Origin of the sequence: Paenibacillus pedocola, from assembly GCF_031599675.1 — a bacterium.
Lineage (GTDB): Bacteria > Bacillota > Bacilli > Paenibacillales > Paenibacillaceae > Paenibacillus_AQ > Paenibacillus_AQ pedocola.
This window is the reverse complement of record NZ_CP134223.1, coordinates 6353426-6372620: the sequence shown is the minus strand read 5'-3', so window position 1 is coordinate 6372620 and position 19195 is coordinate 6353426. Positions and strand designations below refer to the sequence as shown.

General features: G+C 48.9%; 16 protein-coding genes. 7 read left to right on the top strand and 9 right to left on the bottom strand.

Annotated elements, in window-relative coordinates; translation table 11 throughout:
• Positions 1-448: 448 nt before the first annotated feature.
• From QU597_RS28285 to QU597_RS28275, 3 genes are all read left to right on the top strand, one after another.
• Positions 449-1396 (top strand): helix-turn-helix transcriptional regulator, encoded by a 948-nt coding sequence (locus tag QU597_RS28285; protein WP_310830791.1) that lies wholly within the window; start codon positions 449-451, stop codon positions 1394-1396.
• A gap of 64 nt (positions 1397-1460) precedes the next feature.
• Positions 1461-2006 carry a DinB family protein gene (locus QU597_RS28280; protein ID WP_310830790.1) on the top strand — a complete coding sequence of 182 codons (546 nt, stop codon included), beginning with the start codon at positions 1461-1463 and terminating at the stop codon, positions 2004-2006.
• A gap of 80 nt (positions 2007-2086) precedes the next feature.
• The gene (locus QU597_RS28275) at positions 2087-2683 is read left to right on the top strand and encodes a Crp/Fnr family transcriptional regulator (protein WP_310830789.1); all 597 of its coding nucleotides are present in this window, start codon (positions 2087-2089) and stop codon (positions 2681-2683) included.
• Here QU597_RS28275 and QU597_RS28270 read toward each other — a convergent pair.
• Both QU597_RS28270 and QU597_RS28265 read right to left on the bottom strand, forming a co-directional pair.
• The gene (locus QU597_RS28270) at positions 2640-3347 is read right to left on the bottom strand and encodes a DUF4386 domain-containing protein (protein WP_310830788.1); all 708 of its coding nucleotides are present in this window, start codon (positions 3345-3347) and stop codon (positions 2640-2642) included. The genes QU597_RS28275 and QU597_RS28270 overlap by 44 nt on opposite strands.
• Before the next feature lie 183 nt (positions 3348-3530).
• Complete coding sequence (locus QU597_RS28265) at positions 3531-4331, bottom strand: AIM24 family protein (RefSeq protein ID WP_310830787.1); 801 nt, start codon at positions 4329-4331, stop codon at positions 3531-3533.
• Positions 4332-4512: 181 nt separating this feature from the next.
• On the opposite strand from QU597_RS28265, the gene QU597_RS28260 reads away from it, so the two are divergent.
• Complete coding sequence (locus tag QU597_RS28260; RefSeq protein WP_310830786.1) at positions 4513-5904, top strand: SMI1/KNR4 family protein; 1392 nt, start codon at positions 4513-4515, stop codon at positions 5902-5904.
• Between the two features lie 147 nt (positions 5905-6051).
• Positions 6052-7560 carry a malate dehydrogenase (quinone) gene (mqo, locus tag QU597_RS28255; RefSeq protein ID WP_310830785.1) on the top strand — a complete coding sequence of 503 codons (1509 nt, stop codon included), beginning with the start codon at positions 6052-6054 and terminating at the stop codon, positions 7558-7560.
• A 142-nt stretch (positions 7561-7702) separates the two neighbouring features.
• On the opposite strand, the gene QU597_RS28250 is transcribed toward mqo, so the two are convergent.
• A complete protein-coding gene (locus QU597_RS28250; RefSeq protein ID WP_310830784.1) occupies positions 7703-8407 on the bottom strand; it encodes a helix-turn-helix transcriptional regulator in 705 nt (234 codons plus the stop codon).
• Between the two features lie 292 nt (positions 8408-8699).
• On the opposite strand from QU597_RS28250, the gene QU597_RS28245 reads away from it, so the two are divergent.
• Positions 8700-9773, top strand: coding sequence for a hypothetical protein (locus tag QU597_RS28245; RefSeq protein WP_310830783.1), 1074 nt, complete (start codon positions 8700-8702; stop codon positions 9771-9773).
• Between the two features lie 63 nt (positions 9774-9836).
• Entirely contained in the window at positions 9837-10973 is a 1137-nt protein-coding gene (locus QU597_RS28240; RefSeq protein WP_310830782.1) for a hypothetical protein, read from the top strand.
• Between the two features lie 176 nt (positions 10974-11149).
• Here QU597_RS28240 and QU597_RS28235 read toward each other — a convergent pair whose 3' ends face one another.
• From QU597_RS28235 to QU597_RS28210, 6 genes are all read right to left on the bottom strand, one after another.
• A complete protein-coding gene (locus tag QU597_RS28235; protein WP_310830781.1) occupies positions 11150-11995 on the bottom strand; it encodes a carbohydrate ABC transporter permease in 846 nt (281 codons plus the stop codon).
• Positions 11996-12010: 15 nt separating this feature from the next.
• A complete protein-coding gene (locus QU597_RS28230) occupies positions 12011-12892 on the bottom strand; it encodes a carbohydrate ABC transporter permease (protein WP_310830780.1) in 882 nt (293 codons plus the stop codon).
• Between the two features lie 107 nt (positions 12893-12999).
• Complete coding sequence (locus QU597_RS28225; protein WP_310830779.1) at positions 13000-14346, bottom strand: ABC transporter substrate-binding protein; 1347 nt, start codon at positions 14344-14346, stop codon at positions 13000-13002.
• A 108-nt stretch (positions 14347-14454) separates the two neighbouring features.
• Positions 14455-16044, bottom strand: coding sequence for a response regulator (locus QU597_RS28220; RefSeq protein WP_310830778.1), 1590 nt, complete (start codon positions 16042-16044; stop codon positions 14455-14457).
• Positions 16045-16055: 11 nt separating this feature from the next.
• Positions 16056-17849 (bottom strand): sensor histidine kinase, encoded by a 1794-nt coding sequence (locus QU597_RS28215; protein WP_310830777.1) that lies wholly within the window; start codon positions 17847-17849, stop codon positions 16056-16058.
• A 34-nt stretch (positions 17850-17883) separates the two neighbouring features.
• A complete protein-coding gene (locus QU597_RS28210) occupies positions 17884-18921 on the bottom strand; it encodes an AraC family transcriptional regulator (protein ID WP_310830776.1) in 1038 nt (345 codons plus the stop codon).
• Between the last annotated feature and the right edge of the window lie 274 nt (positions 18922-19195).

The following is a 19195-nucleotide window of genomic DNA, read 5'->3' as shown; positions in this document are numbered from 1 at the left end:
GACAGCAGAGCAGCGATTCTTTCGTTTACCGGAGAATCGCTGCTCTTTTTTGAACACGTAGACTTAGGGCCAAGGAAGGTAGCCCGCTTGCAGGCAGCTTCAAGGTTTAAATGTGGAAATGGAAGCGCAGAAATCATTATAATAAGTTCAGGTGTGTTGAGTGGGTTTCATTTTCGCCAGAAATCGGGCTGATTTTTAGCCATCTGGGAGATAGTAGTGGGAGAAATTCCTACTAGGGTCTGTCTCCCTCCCGTCCACATGAGTTTAGTTGGAGGAAATCCCCCTACTGTACCTCAATCCCGTCAAAACAAAACGGTTTATACAGATGTGGAGTTCGGTTCGGCCAGCCACGCGAATATGGAACGGGCCGGGTTCAGGACTGCCTTTCTCAATACTTATTGGATAGCAGAATGAAATCAAACCAAACTCCCGGGAAGGAGGCTGCCAAATGAACAAAACGGACCGTATGCTAGCCATAGTGCTTGAACTGCAGCGGGGTAAAATGTTACGGGCGGAGGATTTAGCCGCTATATTTGAAACCAGCGTAAGAACCATCTACAGGGACATTCAGGCACTGAGTGAAGCCGGCGTATCCGTGGTAGGGGCGCCCGGCCAGGGATACACCTTAATGGACGGGTACTTCCTGCCGCCGGTCAGTTTCACGGTGGAAGAAGCCGTGACCCTGCTTATCGGGACGGATTTCATTGAGCAGTGGTTTGATCCCCATTACGGGAGCAAATCCCGGACTTCCAGGAGGAAGATTGAAGCCATCCTGCCGGAACCGGTCAGCAGTGAGGCCGCCCGGATACGCAAAAGCTTCCGGCTGCTTGCAACCGCTGAAGATGCGGGGCGGCTCCTAGAGAGGGCCTACTTAGAGACGATTCGCCGGGCGATTGTAGAGGAGCGGAAAGTAAGCTTCCGCTATGCCAAAAGAGTCGCTGAAGCGGACGGGAACCGGCGAAGTATGCGTACAGTGGCTCCCTATGGACTTGTGCTTCACCAGGGGGCATGGGTACTGACGGGATGGTGTGAGCTGCGCCAGGACATCCGTCATTTCCGGTTGTCCCGGATGACGGAGCTGATGGAACTGGAAGCAGGCTTTAAGCTGCCGGCGGATTTCAATTTAGAGGCATACAAGCCTCCGGATGAACGCAATATTCTTGTCCGCATTCTGGTTCAGCCTGACATGGCGGATAAGGTGAAGGAATCGAATAACTATTATTTAGAAACCATAGAAGATCATCCGGAAGGGCTGCTGATGACCTTTCGGGTCCGGCAGCCGGAGGAATTGCTGCAATACGTGCTCAGCTGGGGAGGCGGAGTAGTTGTACTGGAGCCGGAATCCTTCCGGCAGCGGATGAGAAATGAATTGGAGAATATGTTAAAACGCTACTGACATAATGTTGTCAGTAGCGCTTTTGTATACTTGGGAAGAAAGATGACAAAGGGAGCTGAAAACGATGGTTACAACAAAGGAAGCCTTACAACGATTTGAAGAAACAACAGCATATTATCTGCAGGAGCTGGATAAATTCAGTCTGGATCAACTAAAGCAAACGCCAAGTGACAACGGGTGGTCTATCGGACAGATGTTTCAGCATCTCATTAATTCGGCGCTGTATATGCAGCTTCGCAATGTGGATCAATGCCTGGAGCCGGCTCAAGAACTACAGGGAGCTTCAGCGGAAAAAACCGAGGCCGGTGCGGCTATTTTTGCCCAAGGCAGTTTTCCGCCTATCCGGGTTCAGGTTCCGCCTTCCCCGCAATATACGCCGGAGCAGCCGGAGAGCAAAGAGCAGCTGATTCAAGGATTGCACACGGTCATCCGGAGGATGAAGGACATTGAACCTGTGCTCGCGGAAGCGTCCCGGCAAAATACGGTGCCTCATCCGCGGTTCGGCGGGCTGAGTGCGGAGGAATGGTTCCTGCTAGTTGAGATGCACTACCGGCATCATCTTTTGCAGCTGGGCCGCTTAAAAAAGGAATTAATTCTCGAAAGGGCATAAATGTGTGATTTGGACCTGCTAAATCCTGCTACAATGGAGCATATCACAGTTCATTTTGTAGCCGGAGGGAAGGTCTGAGGATGAAGCAGCTATTGCAACAATATATGACCCGGCTGACCTCTTTGAGTGAGGCAGAGCAGCACGCCATATTGGATGAAATCCTGGTGGAAACCTACGGTAAAGGAACGGTTCTGCTGAGACAGGGAGAGGTCCCGGGAAAATGTTATTTTGTCCTTAAGGGATGCGTGCGGCAGCATGCCGTTGACGTTTCAGGCCGGGAAGTGACTTCCAACTTCTATACCGAGGAGCAGGCGATCTCCATCTTTAATGCGCATAAGCCGGATAAATCGTCGGATTACACGCTGACCTGTCTGGAGGACTCAGTACTCGTCGTCGGCCCGCTGGATACGGAGAGGGAGATGTATGCCAAACACACACAGCTGGAGATGATGACCCGCCGGATGATTGAAGAGAGCTTCGGGCAGGTACAGGAGGAGTTTGCCGCTTTTATTGCTTCTACGCCCGAAGAACGTCTGAAGGCTCTGCTTCACCAAAGACCGGGACTCATCAGCCGTGTTCCCCAGCATCAATTGGCGAGCTATCTTGGAATGACGCCGGAGTCGCTGAGCCGGATCAAGAAGCGGATTTACCGGGAATTCGCGGAGCTGGAATTCTGAAGAGCAGCCATAGGCCAAGGCCCAGCTCTCCCGCAGTCATCGGCAGCATGAATATCCATTCCACCACTTGAATAACATCCTCACCCCCCGGAGCAAGGGTGCGGCTCAGATGCACAACGGCATAACCGGCTGCGGCCAGCAGCAACAGAATGGTAAGCAGCTTCGGAATGTTCCGCGACCGTAACGCCAGCAGCCCCACAATCAGCAGATGGCCCCCAAACAGAATCAGACCGATTGACCATACCGCTTCAAAAGCCCCGAGAAAAAGCATCACTTCCGCCTGCAGCTCACCGGATGTGAAGCCGGATAGCTCTTGCCCCCTGCTGCCTGTAAGCAGTGAGACGACAACCAGACAGGAGACGGCAACGGCGAGTACCGCTGTATAGGATAGACGCAGCCATGCGCCCAGCAGGGACAGTCCCTTATCCACCGGCTTCAGAACCGTATACAATGCCCAGGCGGCTATGATGTCACAGGCTATAATCAGCACCCAGCCGAGAATTTCAACTCTGAACAGCAGAGGAGAAGCTGTCAGGTGGCTGATGGTAGCGGCAGCATCCCCCTCAATAATAAGACTTCCATGAATTGTTCCGTACGAAATTGCGGCGGCCACCGCCATCAGAATAATTGAAATACCACCGGTTCGTGCCACTGCAGCAGACATCAATATGACCCCCTATTTGAGTAGATAATTCTATTGTACTCAGCGGGTAATGGCGCTTCATTGACTTAAGTCAAGAGACAAGAGTGACAGCACAAACAGCGCGCACCGGTGGAGTACCGGCACGCGCTTGGCGGCTTAACTTATTGCAGATGTCTACTATGATAAGCCTTGTTTGCCGGGCCCTTAAGGCCGTGCAGCGGCAGGTGTGAACGGGCTGTTCTTGTATTGCATCAGCGGTGCCAGCCATACCATGCCGGTTCCGCGGTACACATTGACCAGTCCTTCGCCGGATGCGGCGGAGCCCAGTTTGGTTTTTCCGGATTTCTCGACGGTGAAGTCCAGTGAATTGGACCACATGAGCGCAAAATTACCATCCACCTTCAGCACATCGTTCCGCAGTTCAACCACAACAGCTTCTTCAGTGGGGATCGGAGCTTCCAGGGCCAGGATGCCTTTGCCGCGGGCACTTAGATTGAACAGGCCTTCTCCGCCGAGCGCGGCAGAGGACAGGTTCTTACGCGCAGCTACAGCGATCTCAAGCGTGGTCTCGCAAGCCAGGAACATGCCATCGTCTATGACAATATGGTCGTTGTCGACGTCAATTAACCACAGGTACTTGTAGGTGGTTTCCAAAAGAATCGTACCCGTCCCCTTATAAAGCGGCTTGATCGCACTGGATCCGGAGACTGCACTGGATACAATATTGCGCATCAGACCGCCGACACCCTTCACACCTGAGGTCATTTCAATATTCCCCACCATATACTGCATAGCACCCGCGCTCAGCATAACCTCACTGTTATTCAGTTCGATCATCAGCTGCTTATTGCGCATATTGATCTTGCTCATGAAGTAGTTGGATTGTGCTTCCAGCATCGTGGTACTGCTCAAATCCTCTTTGTATTCGATCACAGTAAATCCGCCGAGCTGCTCCTTAATCACAACATTATGGTTATCTTTAAGATTGTTAATCGTAAAAGCCATATGATTCATTCCTCCCGTGGTGTTATTGGCAAAAATTGTACAAATAGCCGGTTAGTGCATAGGTATTCGACAAAAGAACCTTATTTCCTTTAGCGTGAAGGTTCTGCTGATTTCCATTTGCTGTCTCCAGTCTGGTAGAATAATAGCATCATATTTCGACTGGGGAGGCAGGTCACAGACTATGGATACTATCCTGACCGCACAGCTGGCAAAATGGCATGAGGACGGCGAGCATCAGCGTATTGTTGACACTCTGCTGGAGATTCCTCCGGGTGAACGGGATTACGGGATCATCAGCAGCCTGGGCAGAGCGTATAACAATCTGGAACGTTATGAGGAAGGGCTGGAGCAGTTTCAGCAGGTAGCCGGGGAAGGGCAGAATGACCCGCTGTGGCATTTCCGCATAGGATATTCTTATTATTATCTCAAGAGATATGAGGAAGCTTCGCAGGCGTTCGGCCACGCGGTGGCCCTTGATCCGGATGACGGCGATTCGGCAAGACTGCTCGAGTGGAGCTGGCAAAAGGCGGCTAAAGCAAAGCTGACATCCATGAGACGGGAGCTCAGCAGACAGCAGAGAGATTCTGAGCAAACGGAGCGGGCGGTGCCTTTTGAAGGGATGGACTTGTCTGCCTTCTGGGATGACAGTGACTATGCCCTGAAGGAATATGTCTTGGAGCCGCCTGGTGATCAGCTGATCGCCTCAGTTGAGGAGGAACTCGGCTACAAGCTGCCGGCTTCCTACATTGCGCTGATGAAGCAGCACAACGGCGGTGTTCCGTATAATACATGCTTTCCTACAGAAGAAGCGACCTCCTGGGCGGAGGATCACGTCGCTATCACGGGGATTATGGGCATCGGCAGGGACAAACAATACTCCCTCTGCGGAGAGCTGGGCAGTCCGTTCATGATTGAAGAATGGGGTTATCCTGACATTGGCGTGGTGATCTGCGATTGTCCGTCAGCCGGACATGATGTGATCATGCTGGATTACCGCTACTGCGGGAAGGACGGGGAGCCCGAGGTTATTCATGTGGATCAGGAGGATAACTACGAAATTACGTATCTGGCGCCCGATTTCGAGTCCTTTATCCGCGGGCTGGTGAATGAGGAGGTATTCGATACCTTAGAGGAAGATAAGGAAGAGGATCTGCGCAAGGTAACAGAGGGCCGGTTCTCGCCTCTGCTGACGGAGCTGTGCAGCCGGGTAACAGAAGCAGAGCAGCTAGAGTCCAGAATCCGGGCGGTGTGCACGCGTATTGTTGAAGAGAAGGGGTACTTCTCTTTTCACGCAGATGAATTGTCGCTGCTCATGTATGATGTGCAGTTCTGGCTGTATACGAATGCCTATCCGCAGCCAAGCCGTGAGGCATATCTTGAGGTGTACCCTTCGATGATTGCCTTCGGCGGCGAGTTCGGGCAGGGCGGATACGCTCCGGGCTTTGTCAGCGATTGGCTGGACAGACGGATCGGAGAAGGGCGGATCGTTCAAACGGGCGGCGGACTGGATTTCACGGAGCAGGCGCGCACCGAAGTGATTAGACAGCTGGAGGCAGCGGCGCTGAACTTTTGATTTTTTATTTGCTTCAAATTGTATATAATTATCTGATAATAGCCGATAACCTTTTCATAGTATCCCTGAGTGGAGCCTTGCTTCTTTTAGCCCCTGAGCGGCCCGGCTTCTTTATTGCAAATATACAAGAGATAAGGAAGGTTTTTTATGAGCAGCGTACAGAAAAAAACAGACATTATCTTAATTGGTGCAGGAGTCATGAGTGCGACTTTGGGAGCTTTGCTGAAAGAGCTGGCCCCGGACTGGGAAATTAAAGTGTTTGAGAAGCTTGCAGGCGCGGGAGAAGAAAGCTCTAACGAATGGAACAATGCAGGTACGGGTCATGCCGCACTGTGTGAGCTCAACTATACGTCCGAGAAGCCCGACGGGTCGGTAGACATCAGTAAAGCTGTCAAAATCAACGAACAGTTCCAGCTCTCCAGACAGTTCTGGTCTTATCTGGTGAACCACAATTTAATCCGCCGTCCGCAGGACTTCATTATGCCGATCCCGCACATGAGCTGGGTAGAGGGGGAGCAGGCGGTTAGTTTTTTGAACAAGCGATTTAAAGCGCTATCAAAAAATCCGCTGTTTCAAGGGATGGAGTTCTCCGATGACCCCCGGAAGCTGAAGGAATGGATTCCGCTGATGATGGAGGGACGCACCCCGAATCAGCCGGTCGCCGCAACCAAAACCGACGCGGGCACCGATGTTAACTTTGGCGCGTTGACCCGGCTGCTATTCGACCATCTGCAAAGCCGGAAGGTTGAGGTCCACTACAAGCACGGGATTAAGGATATTAAACGGACTGGCGATGGCTTGTGGAAGGTTAAAGTGCAGAATCTGGATAACGGGCAGATTGAATACCATGCGGCCAAATTCGTCTTTATCGGTGCCGGCGGCGGAAGCCTGTCTTTATTGCAAAAAACCGGCATCCCGGAGTCCAAACATATCGGAGGGTTTCCGGTGAGCGGATTATTCATGGTCTGCCAGAATCCTGAGGTTGTCGCGCGGCATCATGCCAAAGTATACGGTAAAGCCAAGCTCGGTGCTCCGCCTATGTCGGTTCCGCATCTGGATACCCGGTATATCGGCAATACGAAGGCGCTGCTGTTCGGGCCGTTTGCCGGCTTCTCGCCGAAGTTCCTCAAAACAGGGTCCAATCTGGATCTGATTAATTCGGTTAAACCGAATAATCTGTTCACGATGCTGGCAGCAGGTGCCAAGGAAATGGCTCTGACCAAATATCTGATTCAGCAGCTGATGTTGTCGAATGAACAGCGGATGAATGAATTACGCGAGTTTATTCCAAACGCCAAAAGCGAAGACTGGAAAATCGTCGTTGCCGGCCAGCGCGTGCAGGTAATCAAGGATACCGCGGATGGCAAAGGGACGCTTCAATTCGGCACGGAGGTGGTCAGCGCCGCCGATGGCTCGGTAGCAGCGCTGCTTGGCGCATCTCCGGGAGCGTCTACGGCTGTTCATGTCATGCTGGAGGTGCTGGAGAAGTGCTTCCCGCAGCATATGAAGGAGTGGGAGCCGAAGATTAAAGAAATGATCCCTTCCTATGGCGTGTCCCTGGCGGCAAATCCCGAAATGCTTCAGGAGGTGCTGGCGTCCATTACACAGTCGCTGGGCCTGCGTGAAGAAGCACCGCAAAAGCAGGCTTATTTCTAAATCTAGTACATGAATCCTGCGGTGAGGAAAAAATTATAGGACAATGAAATCAACAAACAGCATGGCTCCGATGGGGAATGAACTCCCGCTTGAGCCATGCTGTTTTTGGTCTGTTTAGATATTATCTCAGGGGATGTCCTGTTTAGTTCATGGAGCAAATCAGTTTATTAATGAACTGTTTCCTGTCGCTAACATTCATTTTAGTATAAATATTGTTTAGAGTGTTGCGTACTGTACCCTCTGTAATTCCAAGTAGACTAGAGATATAAAGAGCACTCTTTTCCAAATACCAGCTTGTCGCAACCTCCCGTTCTCTTGGAGACAGCTTGTATTGATCAAACTGTTTATTAAGATTATTTAAATCTCGATTTGATTTTCTATCTTCCGCCCCTCGAGTGACAGCAGTTCCTAACTGATATAGAAACGGAATGGCGAACTCAGAGGGCTGGTTTCTATTAAAAAACATAGTGATATAGCCAGTTGTTTTTCCATCTGTCAAAAGCGGTACGGCAATGCTGTTCCATTCTTGGAAGGCAGGAAACGTATGTTCAGCTCCCCTAACGATTCCTATCATTTCCATCTTCATGGAAAGAGACAAAGCATTTAGTCCAAAGTTGTAATCAGCTAAGTTCAATCCGATTCCGAGCCCCTCTAGATTTATACCTTCCTGCATCGCTTCCAATGAGTAGATTAAATCAATGATTACACCTGCATCGTTGACGAGAAGGATCATCAATACAACAGAGATAAGCACACTAAGCTTTGTTACTTCTGTGCGGAATGAACGGACCAAATTTTGATTAACATCGTCTTTACTAAAACATGTGGGAGCTTCTATATTTGGCACACTCCTCTTATATTATTCTGGTAAAATTACATAAATATACTATATTATAATCCTTTTTTTGTAAATATGTTGTTTTGCACATTTATAATTTTTATATAAGGATTAAGATATAAAAGGATACAATAAATACCAATCAATGACTTTTCTATTTAAATAGACTGCTGGCCAGCATTCAGATATATTCCATTCAGCCAAAGGAGAAAATATATTAACAAAAACTAAATTTATTTTGTCTATGTCGCTCTTATTCGCAATGGTTCCAAATTTCACGGCAAATGCGCAATCAGTACCAGTGGAATACGATAGTAATATTAAAGATGCTATCCAAACGGAATTGATGTTAGATGGAGGTGTATCAAGGCAGTCAGCAACGGTCTCAAGGATGGATGATAGTGATTTCAATAGTACTGTCAACAATATGCTGGCCAGTGGGGATTTGAAAAATGAGACCAAGCAAAAAATAGAAAAACTAAAAAATGCTGAGGTCTTCACTCTTGTTATCGATGAGAACGGTAACTTACAGGAAGCTACGAGTTCAAAGAAAGGGGATGTAAAAGCAGAATTTAATAAAAAAGTCGTGTTCAACGATAATAAAGTTGCCAGCAGAAAATCTAATATCAAACTCGCAACAGCCCTTGTTAATCAAGGAAGCAGTAGTGGTAATAACACAGGGGCATTTCATAGGCTTCAGACCCCTGCAAGCAGTTCAACCATCTATAATGGACTTGTAGCAGACTCCGTCACATTCCCATCTTATGATATAACTAACGCTTATAGCTATGGAGAGGCTGCCTATATGTATACCGGGGTCGATGGTGTAGCAGAAGTAGGATTTGAAGGAGTTTATTCTCAAACCACAGCTGCTGGCTGGTATCCGGTTTTTCATGCTAAAGTTTCACATCAAGTTACAACAGGTGACGACAATAATTATCCGCAACCTAATGGAACTGAGCTTACATATGTGTACAGATCCAAGAAATATAACGGCGGAGATACCATTAGCGGATACAAAGTCTACTATTATTCTACAGATAGTACTCTGACAATAAGAGAGCAGATCAACTTCAGTGACATTTATGTAGTTAAATTTCCTAATCTTGGTTCAACGGGGAGATCGGTTAAGCGCGTTACCGCAATTGCGATGAATAACCCTACCTCTACGACCTCTGATTTCCATTATTCGTTTACCACACCGGCAGTGTGGAGAAATACGAGATTCTTAACTAACAATAGTGCCGGTTTCCTTTATCCCGCACAAGTACCTGGTCTTGCAAATGACGTTTGGCTTCATGGGGGACACATCGATTATACGACTAATAATGTAGTGACTAACAGCCTTGTAGAGAGCTATCTTTTTACCAAATAACAAAGATACAATAACCATCTCTGTCATCAGAGATGGTTATTGCACTCGAAAGGACAGGAGAACATGAAAAAAATCTCATTGTTTACCCTTGTTTTGTTGTTCATGCTAAACGCGCTGGCGATACCGGCAGGTGCTGCCAGCACTGCTTTCACCTCAATTGCATTGCCGGATACAGCCTTTACAAGCGGAGGAATCTATGCACCATCGGTTACCCCGCTTAAGGACAATCAAGTATTGTTGTTGAATCGGAACGCAGATGAGTCCAGTACGGTTCAAGTTCTGGACACTTCGCTTCATACCGTGTTATGGAGTAGGACGCTTAAGGTGTATGATCTTGCTGTAGTCAATGTTTCACAAAAAATTGTTCTTATAACCGAAGAAAAAAAGGCGATTAAAAAAATCGTCTTCGGCTATAACGGAATGGAATTAAGCAGCGACAACTATCATTACGCTCTTAAGCTTCCAACTAACAACGACAACGAATCCTTTTATATAAGATGGTCAGCACCAAGTGGAAACGTTCCGGAACGAATTGCTATTGTGTCGAGTGAACAGTTCCAGCTATTCCAGAGCCCCTGGAAGACCAGCGCAGTGAAATATAATCTTAAAATGAGTCCTAGTGATGCTTACGAGAACATTCAACTTGCCGACATTAAATATCCGGGCTACCCTTACGTTGTTGCCGAATATAATGCTTCGGGGATTGGAACAACCACATATTTACTGCGTGTAATTAACTTGTATACCAAGCAGGAGTATTCAATACCTTTTGACAGTAAACAGAGGCTGGGCGGACACAACATTCAATACCAGATTTCCGGGAAAGATCTGCTCGTGGGTACATCACATGAAGAACGAATGGGTGCCTCTATAATCAGCCCGGAGGCTCCACAACCGACATTTTACCGCTACCAGCTGGCTACCGGGAAGCTGATACAATCTTTAACTGCTAAATTTGTCTCGGATCAGGATGTGTACGGATGGACAACTGAGCTGCTCGGAAACACACTATTTGTGCAGGATCTGAATAATAACAGCTGGAGTCTTTATGACACAAAGGGGACTCAGACTGTGCTGGCAAGCGGTGAGCAAGGGGCGTCGCCTTTGATTCTGCTCAAAGTTAACGATACTTTGCGAAGCGTGACATTACTTGCGTCTAAGGGTAATGGCCAGTCTGAGATGATAACCGTGAAATATTAATCTTACGGCACGGATGAATGATAAGCAGGTCCTCTATAAAAAGGGGGCCTGTTTTTATGGAACGCTCGGTGTAAGGTGAGTGGGTAAATACCCCAGTATACAAATAATGCCCTTCCGACTTCCTACAGGGAAGCGAAAGGGCTGAAAAGTTTGGGTTCACATTAACTGGGACATTGTTACCCTTTTACCGCCGACCCGACCGTAAGCGCATTTTCGACCTGCTCGCTGAAGATCATGTAGATCAGGACGGTAGGCAGGCTGGCAATGGTCATTGCCGCCCCCATGGCGCCCCAGTCGGTTGTGAATTGGCCTTGGAAGAACAGCAGGCCAAGCGGCAAGGTCTTCAGGCTTTCTTTGGTAATTAGGATGACGGCCATCGTGAACTCATTCCAGGAGTTCAGGAAGATGAAGATAACCATCGTGGCAAGCGCCGGTTTAATAATCGGCAGCATGATGCTGAAGAACGTACGGTAGATGGAGGCTCCGTCGATACATGCCGATTCCTCCAGCTCGCCGGGAATACTACGGAAGAAACCATAGAACACAATTGAGGTGAATGACAGGTTAAAGGCGATATAAGGCACAATGAGTGCGCCATACGTATTGGCCAGATGGAAATCTCTGACGAGAATAGCCAGCGGAATCATAATCACCTGTATCGGGATGAACATGCCTATCAGGATGTAGGTGTGTGCAATTCCCCGCAGGCGCCACTGCAGCCTTGCCGTCGCATAAGAGAACATAACCGACAGGATGATTGCTCCGCTAACGGTTGCTGCGGCGACAAGCACGCTGTTCATGAAGTACACCGGCACATTATAGTTGGACCAGGCCTGCGTATAGTTTTCGAATCTTAAATGAGTTGGGAACCCGAAGGGATTGGTTACGAAGATCTCGTCGTTATTTTTGAGCGAGTAAAAAATCATCCAGACCAAGGGGTAAACCGATAACAGTGCATACAGCCACATAAAGCCTGTAACGGGCAGGTTGTATTGTCGCACCTTTTTGAGTAGCTGGGCCATATTTGTACACTTCCTTTAATAAGTAATTCGTTCTCTGGCAACCAGACGGTTAATAATCAGGGTGGCAAGGAGGCATTCGATGACCAGCATAGCCGCCGCCGCACTTCCATAACCGAACTCTCCTACACGGAAAGCGGAACGATACATCAGGTAGGTAAGTGTATAGGTTGAAGTCCCTGGTCCACCACCGGTCATAATATACATATTGGCAAAAGCGTTAAGGCCCCCTGTAACGGCGAAGACCAGACAGAATTTATACGTTTCGGCCATCATGGGAATCATGATTTTGCGGATCGCCTGCAGCTTGGTCGCACCGTCAATACGGGCAGCCTCCATATATTGCTCCGGCACTGATCTTACTCCCGCCAGGAGCAGGGCGAAGTGGTAGCCCATGTACTGCCAGGCATTAACGAAGGCGACAGCGATGATGGCCGACTTGCTGCCCGACAGCCAGTCTTGACGGTAGGACATGCCGAGCATCTCAAAAAGCTTATTCATCAGGCCGTATTGCCCGTTGTAAATGGACAGCCACAATTGGCAGACCACGGTAACCGACAGCACCACCGGGATGAAATAACTGATTCGCAGCAGCCGGCGGCCTCTAACGGCCCCATCGGCTATGGCAAAGGCCAGAATAGAGGCAATACCGATTTGAGTAACCGTGATGATGCCCGCAAAAATCAGCCCATTGTAGACAGAGGTAAAGAACACGCTATCCGTAAACAGGTTCTTATAGTTATCCAGACCAATGAAGGTTCCCGCCGTAAGACCGTCCCATTCATATAAACTGCGGAAGAAGGTCTGCATAATCGGGTAAAATACCATGATTGTATACACAAGGAGAGCAGGCAGCGTGAATAGTGCAATCGCCGTCTTGTTTCCTAAAAATTTCTTCATTATTATCACGTCCCTTGCTGTTAGCTGCAGTGTGGATAAGAATTAGAGCAAAAAGATAGAACCCACCCGGGAATCAGTCAAGGCGGGTTCTATTCGTGTGCAGCAGCTTATTTGGCGGCTGGTACTGCTTTTGATACATCTTTAATAAATTGCTCAACACTGTATCCGCCGGTCATCAGGACTTGCGTTGCATCTTCAATTGCGGCTTTGAATTTAGCATCAGAGAGACCCCAGTCGAAGGCCGTGGTGCTGGTGATCTTAGGGATATCATCGGAGAGCTTCTTCATCATGGCCGGATATTCTTTTACAATCGGCTTATCAACCTTCGTCGCCACAAGCGGATTGCCGCGTTCGGTATATTTGTATTCAGCATATTTCAGGGAGATAAATGCAGCGACTTTAGCTGCCAGTTCAGGGTCTTTCGTATCCGGATTTACGGCATAGCCCCCCGGATTGCCACCGCCGACAAAGGCATATTTATTCGCTTCATAGGAAGCTGCATCCACGCCCGGGAAGTACATCCAGTCTACCTTGTCGCCCAGCTTTTCCGTGGAAGTGGCGATTTCCCATTGCCCGTTCAGGAACATAGCTGCTTTGCCCTCATAGAACAGGGACGCCGCCTGGTCAAAGTTCAGGTTGGTTGCGCCGTCAGGCAGCAGGCCTGCTTGAACCAGGTTATAGATTTGCTCGGCCGCCTGCTTGTAGGCGGGGTCGCTTGGAGAGGCTGCGCCGCTCTGCAGCTTCAGAATGCCTTGTGGCTCCACGCGTGTAGCGAATACATCATAGAGGGCAACGGTCGGCCACTTTTCCTTGGCGAACAGCGCCAGCGGAGTAATACCTGCTTTGGTAAAGGTCTGTACGGCTGTCATCAGCTCATCATAGGTGGTAGGAACCTTAACGTTGTTCTGCTCAAACAGCTCTTTGTTGTAATAGAGGAGCATGAATTCGTTGCCTGCATACGGATAGGCATAAATATGACCGTCTTCGCTGATTAGCGTATTCATTGTACTCGGGTACATCTTGCTTTTGAAATCATATAGATCGGCATATTGGTCCAGCTCCAGGATGTTGCCGGATTTCTTGAAGGTATTGATAATGTCCGTGCCCGCCTGGTAAATATCCGGCAGATTGCCGGTTGCGGCATAGGTTTTGAGCTTTTGCCCGTCATCCTGGGCCTGCACTTCCAGCTCCAGCTCGACATTCGGCATTTCTTTCTTGAGTTCAGCGACAGCATAATCGTAAGGAAGCTTCGTGTCATCATCGGAATATTGAGCGTAAATCCGCAGCTTCACTGCTTTTTCCGGTGCTGCTGTTGCTTCTTCCGCTACAGCTGCAGATCCGTTATTGGCTGCCTTAGCTCCATTATCTGCGGAGTCGGCATTGTTGCCTGCAGATCCACAAGCGCTTACAAACACCAGGCTTAAGCTTGCCAGTGCTGTTGCTATTTTCTTCATTTGAGTGACCCCTCTCAATGTTGTTTCTGAATTAAGTATAGTAAGAGCAGGCCCTATTGATAAGGCAAAAACTGCGTGCTTCTGGTAATATCCGCGCAGAAGAAATAGCTAAGTTCTATTCTTTTCGTACCCGCTTGGGGAATATCCGTAGAATTTCTTGAAGCTTTTGCTGAAGTAGCTTGCATCGTTATAGCCTACACTTTCGGCGATGTCCGCTAGGCGCTGGCCGCCCCGTCCCAGCAGCTCCTTGGCTTTTTTCATCCGGTACTGTGTGATGTAGTCGCTTAGGGTCATGCCGAATTCCTTCTTGAACACGGCCCGCAGGTAGCTGGCATTGATGAACACATGCTGGGCAACCTGCTCCAGCTGGAGCTCGGGATCGGGATAACACTGTTCGATATAGGCTTTGGCCGACTGGGCAATTTTCGCGGCTCTGGTATTTTTGTATTGGCCCGTATAGCGTATGGCTTTATGGAATAATTCCTTGATCCATTCGAAGGTGCCTTCCAGCGAATCAAATTTGCGGATTTCATTGTACGGGAAAAAGTTCTCGCCAAAGCATTCTTCAATCGGATGACCCGACTCTGTGATATACGCGAGATTGACGCTGATCAGCCCGATGCAAATGACATACACATAATCCATCGACAGCCGTCTTTCGACTATAGAGTCAAATACACTGTCCAGAATCCGCTGCACCTGCTCGCTATTCCGCATCCGGAGTTCAATCAGCAGCTCATCGTTGACCTCTGCCGGATAAAAGACCTGCTTGCCCACTTCTCCGGCAACAGCTTCGTAAGTGATCACCCTGTCATGGCCGAGGACAAACTTATTCTGGAGGGCCACTAGCGCTTCATGGTAGGATTCATGAATATTCTTGAAGCCTTCCTTACTGCGGCCAATTCCTATGGTAATCGTGAAATTCAGATATTTCTTGATTAATGCGCCAAGTTTCCGGTAGCCGTCCAAGGAAGGGGTCATATTGGCCTGATCATCCGCATGTTCCACCAGCCCGATAATCCGCCCTTCCGGCCCGTTGAACATATGATGCTTCCAGCTTTCATCCAGGGCTTCGTTCAGGATGTTTGTAACGGCATATTTCATCAGCATGCGCTCGCTTATTTTCTGCCATTTGCGGTCCATATGATCAATTTCGATACAGACGACAACGAATACCGGATTCTGAATATGAATCTTAAACTGCCCGAGGCGCGTCAGGATCTCTTCATCGGTAAGCAGGAGGTCGCTGCTGATCAGCCGGTTCAGGAAGCTTTCCTTCACCAGCTGCTGATTTTCTTTATAGGTGAAATTGTCGAGCTGCACCTTCCGGTGCTCCTGCTGCAGCTTGAGGAGGGTGAGCATCAGCTCGTCCTTGGAAAACGGCTTCAGGATGTAATCCTCTACGCCCAGCTTGAGGGCCGTCCGCGCATATTCAAATTCATTATGGCCTGTAATCAGTACGATGCTAATTTCGGGATATTGCTCTTTCAGCCGCCGGGTCAGCTCCAGACCATCCATGAACGGCATGGTAATGTCGATCAGGGCAATATCTACCGGGTTATGGGCGCAAAGCTCCAGCGCTTCCACACCGTTTTTGGCTTCGACAGTAATTTCAAAGCCCAGTGTGTCCCAATCCAATACACCGCGCAGGTAATCCCGAAAAATAACCTCATCATCCACAATCATCACTGTCTGCATACGATATTCTCCTAACCGGCCCGATAGGGTAGATCAACGGCGATCTCTGTCCCTTGGCCGGGCTTACTTGTAATATGTAATCCGTATTCAGGCCCAAAATACAGCCGGATACGTTCGTGAACACTGCTTACTCCATACCCCACCGGCTTCTCCTGCCCCTTCATGGCGGTCTCCAGCAGGAGGAGCCGTTCTTCGGACATCCCGACACCATCATCTGTGATTTTCAGGATCACCTTATCTTCTTCCAGATATCCTGTGATCTTCAGTTCACCGAAGGAGCCTTTCGTCTTAAGACCGTGGTAGATTGCATTTTCCACAAGAGGCTGAAGGGTGAGCTTAGGAATGATACAAGAAAGCGTGTCCGGTTCAATCTCGATCTTGAAGTTGAATACATCGGAATACCGGATCTGTTGAATAGATAAATAATCGCGCACGCTGTTCAGCTCTTCCTGTAGTGTAATCTGGTCCCGGCCGTTGCTTAGGACAACGCGGTAGAAATCGGCGAGCGCCTTCGTGGTCCGCTGTACATCCCTGGGCCTGCCCATATCCGAGAGCGTATATATTACATCAAGCGTATTGTACAAAAAATGGGGCTTGATCTGGGCCTGAATCAAGGCCAGCTCATATTCCCGCTTTTCCCGCTGCTCTTTGCCGATGTTACTCAGCAGTTCTTCCACCCGGTTCATCATCATATTAAAGCCGGAGGCGAGAATCCCGATTTCATCGCTGGAGTTGACCTGCAGGTGCTGGTCCAGATTGCCCTCATTCACATGCTTCATATGGCGCGACAGATTGATAATCGGCTTGGCAATCAGATTGGATAACATGCCGGCACCGAGAATCGCAAACAGCAGGCAGACAAAACCGATGAGCACGATCAAACGGGTAATTGTTTTGGTATCCTCGTTCAACCGGTTATAGGGGACCATGGTGATCAGTTTCCAGCCTAGTCTGGAAATCTCACCGCTGACCAGCAGCATTTTTCCTGTGGGAGAGGGCTGGATTAGATGCTGTCCGGCAGGTCCCAGCACCCAGTCTCTTAAAGGACCTTGAGGGAGAGGCCGCAGGACCTCGTCCTCCTCTAGCGCGGAAACCACCAGTCCATCCGGATCTGCAATGAGGAAGGATTCATCCTGGATCGAGCCGATATTACGGTAGATGCCGGATAAGGCATCCTCGAGTACATTCAGAATCACATAACCCAGCGTCTCGCCGGTATTGATGTTGACAATTCGCTTGCCGAGGGAGAGCACGGGTTCTTCGGCATTGGTGACCAGATAACTGCGGCGCTCCATAGAGAACCAGATGTTGGAGTTACGGGAGTTCTCCAGTTTGCTGAGCATGCTGCTTTCTGGAACCAGCCCAGCATTCTTTTCCAGCTCAATGGTCGAACCATAAACTTCACCGCTCCGGCTGATGAAAGCTGCCGAATCCACATCGGGAAAAATCAGCAGCGCATAGCTTAACTGGTTGGTAATTTGCGTATAGAGCTGCAGATCGGTGACTTGCCCGCCCTGCCCGGGCGTTTTCTCGGCGATAACTTTATTCAGGTTCAAGGTTAATATATTAGCAGCACTCTCCGTATTCGTCAGCATGCTGTTCATCAGCGTAATAATCAAAGTGGAATTATCAGACACACTGTTGACGGTTTTCTTAACGATAGCATCGGTATATACGCGGTACGAGACGAAGCCCAGAAGGAATAAGGGTAAAATAATCAGTGGAATATAGACATACATAATCTTTTTGCGTATCAACAACCTCCCGAACCATCTCGCCGGATGAAGACGCTTGGCAACTTCCATATTGCTCCTCCATTTCAACACTGTGCTGTCAGTCCTATTGTTTATTACGGTACATAGTCCGGTATACGGAAGGGGTGAGGTGTTCAAACTTTTTGAATGTCTTAATGAAATAGCCGGCATCACAGAAGCCTAACGTGTCGCTGATCTGATTGACGGGCTGATCGGTTGTCTCCAGGAGCTGCTTGGCCCACTCGACCTTTAGCCGCGGAGCGAAGGTGGAGAAGTTCTCCCCGGTCTCTTTGGTGAAGATCCGGCTGAAATAGCTCGGGCTGATATGGCATTGTTTGGCCATGTCATTCAGGGTAATATTCTTATGCTTATGCTGATAGAAATAATCAAAGGCAGGCTGCAGCAGCGGATTGGATGACCGGAACTGCATCACACTAAGCTCCTTAATCGAATGTTCCACCAGCGTATGGGACAGCTCGCTTTGCATCGCCTGAAGATGGCCGTAGACCTGATTGGAGGCAGGAGCAAAGTCGATGGCGGGTGAGGCCGGTTCCCTGAGCAGCGTTTTTTTGTACATTTGGATCGTCGTATTCTTCGCTATGGCTTCACCTACCACATAATTGCACAGGTGGAATAACATGTCTGCAGTGGTCGATACTTCTTCATAGGATAAGGTAGGCAGAGACGCATACTCCGCTTCAAGCGCCTTGAACTTGTCTTCCGTATCGGCACTCGGCGGCCGTGAGACCAGCTGCTCCAGCTGGTGGCCGGAATCACGGAGCCTGATCTGTCCGGCCATGACTGCCCCTATGTATTGATTATCTATGATGATCGGGATGGCAATGTCGATAATGTTGAAATGGCATTGATAGATATAAGGGGCATTGAGCCTTACGGCTTCAAGGCCGCCCCGGGCATCACATTTCTGGCAGTACTGTGACAGCACGTCATCCTTCCTCACTCCCTGGCAGAAGGGCTGGCAGTAGCTGTGCTTGCTGACGGGGATACCTTTATAGTTAACGGTAATAATCGCCATCTTGGTGACGAGCGCGAGGGAGTCCTGCAGCACATGCCATTTCTCCAGGTCGATAATATTCTCCAGATTGAACAGCGGATTGCTCATGGTTGTCCTCCTTAAGGTTGCAAAAGCATAGGTATTTGGGAACTAGAGTGCAAGATTATACTACCCGACAAGTATATAACAAGAAAACACAATCTGAAAACGCTTAATTTAGTGAGGATAGTACAGTGCTTATCGATATTGGGCAGACTATACTTGACCTATAAAAGGAATTAGCCATGCTTACGAAGCCAGTTTTGCTGCAGAGTTATTTCAAAAGAAGCGGATCTTCCGCAAAACTTAGGTCTATGCTTACGAAGCCAGTTTTGCTGCAGAG

Excerpts from the sequence above, each read along its gene's own strand:
- QU597_RS28285 (WP_310830791.1), top strand. The coding sequence starts at position 449 with ATGAACAAAACGGACCGTATGCTAGCCATAGTGCTTGAACTGCAGCGG.
- QU597_RS28280 (WP_310830790.1), top strand. The coding sequence starts at position 1,461 with ATGGTTACAACAAAGGAAGCCTTACAACGATTTGAAGAAACAACAGCA.
- QU597_RS28275 (WP_310830789.1), top strand. The coding sequence starts at position 2,087 with ATGAAGCAGCTATTGCAACAATATATGACCCGGCTGACCTCTTTGAGT.
- QU597_RS28270 (WP_310830788.1), bottom strand. The coding sequence starts at position 3,347 with ATGTCTGCTGCAGTGGCACGAACCGGTGGTATTTCAATTATTCTGATG.
- QU597_RS28265 (WP_310830787.1), bottom strand. The coding sequence starts at position 4,331 with ATGGCTTTTACGATTAACAATCTTAAAGATAACCATAATGTTGTGATT.
- QU597_RS28260 (WP_310830786.1), top strand. The coding sequence starts at position 4,513 with ATGGATACTATCCTGACCGCACAGCTGGCAAAATGGCATGAGGACGGC.
- mqo (WP_310830785.1), top strand. The coding sequence starts at position 6,052 with ATGAGCAGCGTACAGAAAAAAACAGACATTATCTTAATTGGTGCAGGA.
- QU597_RS28240 (WP_310830782.1), top strand. The coding sequence starts at position 9,837 with ATGAAAAAAATCTCATTGTTTACCCTTGTTTTGTTGTTCATGCTAAAC.
- QU597_RS28235 (WP_310830781.1), bottom strand. The coding sequence starts at position 11,995 with ATGGCCCAGCTACTCAAAAAGGTGCGACAATACAACCTGCCCGTTACA.
- QU597_RS28230 (WP_310830780.1), bottom strand. The coding sequence starts at position 12,892 with ATGAAGAAATTTTTAGGAAACAAGACGGCGATTGCACTATTCACGCTG.
- QU597_RS28225 (WP_310830779.1), bottom strand. The coding sequence starts at position 14,346 with ATGAAGAAAATAGCAACAGCACTGGCAAGCTTAAGCCTGGTGTTTGTA.
- QU597_RS28220 (WP_310830778.1), bottom strand. The coding sequence starts at position 16,044 with ATGCAGACAGTGATGATTGTGGATGATGAGGTTATTTTTCGGGATTAC.
- QU597_RS28215 (WP_310830777.1), bottom strand. The coding sequence starts at position 17,849 with ATGGAAGTTGCCAAGCGTCTTCATCCGGCGAGATGGTTCGGGAGGTTG.
- QU597_RS28210 (WP_310830776.1), bottom strand. The coding sequence starts at position 18,921 with ATGAGCAATCCGCTGTTCAATCTGGAGAATATTATCGACCTGGAGAAA.